The organism is Ammoniphilus soli (assembly GCF_040813775.1).
The window spans coordinates 1-799 of sequence record NZ_JBEGDL010000152.1 but is presented as its reverse complement, the minus strand read 5'-3'; the positions used below and the strand labels follow the sequence as shown (position 1 = coordinate 799).

Below are 799 nucleotides of genomic sequence, written 5' to 3'. Positions count from 1 at the left end.
TCGCTTTTAATTCGATCGAGGTTGTAACGGCAGGATTCATCAGCTCTTTCTTCCTCGCCGAATATAGCAAGGGTTACGATACCATCAAACTTGATTTCGCGCATCTTGTTGAAGAGCATATCCCAATTGATATCTCCTTTGCCGATATCAATATGCTGGTGAACCGTACAATTGGACCATGGTGGGTTCACTACGTAGCGAAGACACGATGAAGCTTTATGATTAAAGGTATCTGCGATGTTGATATGCTTCAATAGCGGACCAGCATAATCAAACATAGCTGAGATGTCGCCCTTCCCATCATCATAGAAGAAGGTATGCGGTACCGCATAGAATAAACCTATGAAGTCTTTATCCAATCCGCGCAGAAGATCTACAGCTTGATCATTGCGCTCGATGAAATCGAAAGGATGTGCTTGGATGTGAAGCTTAATGCCTTCGCGCTCGATGATGGGAAGAATTTCTTCCATAGAACGCATAAACATTTGCTCGCACTTGTGTGGCTTATCGTTGTGTCCCGTGAACTCGGAGTTCATCACTTCTACGCCAAGATCTACCGCGATTTCAATACAACGCTTCCAGTTGCGTACCGCTGCTTCACGATCCTCCTCTTCTGGGCCAGCCCAATGTTGCATTGGCAATACAGAGGACAATTGTACGCCTGTATCACGGAGTGCGTTCTTTAACTCCTTAATGCGATCCTTGTCTACGCGAGGATACTTGTAGAAAGGCATAAAATCTTCACGCGGAGACAGTTCAATATATTCAAATCCCAATTCCGCCGCCTTCTCTACCATTT

1 protein-coding gene is annotated in these 799 nt (G+C 45.1%); it reads right to left on the bottom strand.

What is annotated here, in order from left to right; genetic code table 11:
- A partial coding sequence (locus ABLT31_RS38805) for a sugar phosphate isomerase/epimerase family protein (RefSeq protein ID WP_367761057.1) occupies nucleotides 1-797 on the bottom strand: 797 nt, incomplete at its 3' end.
- Between the last annotated feature and the right edge of the window lie 2 nt (nucleotides 798-799).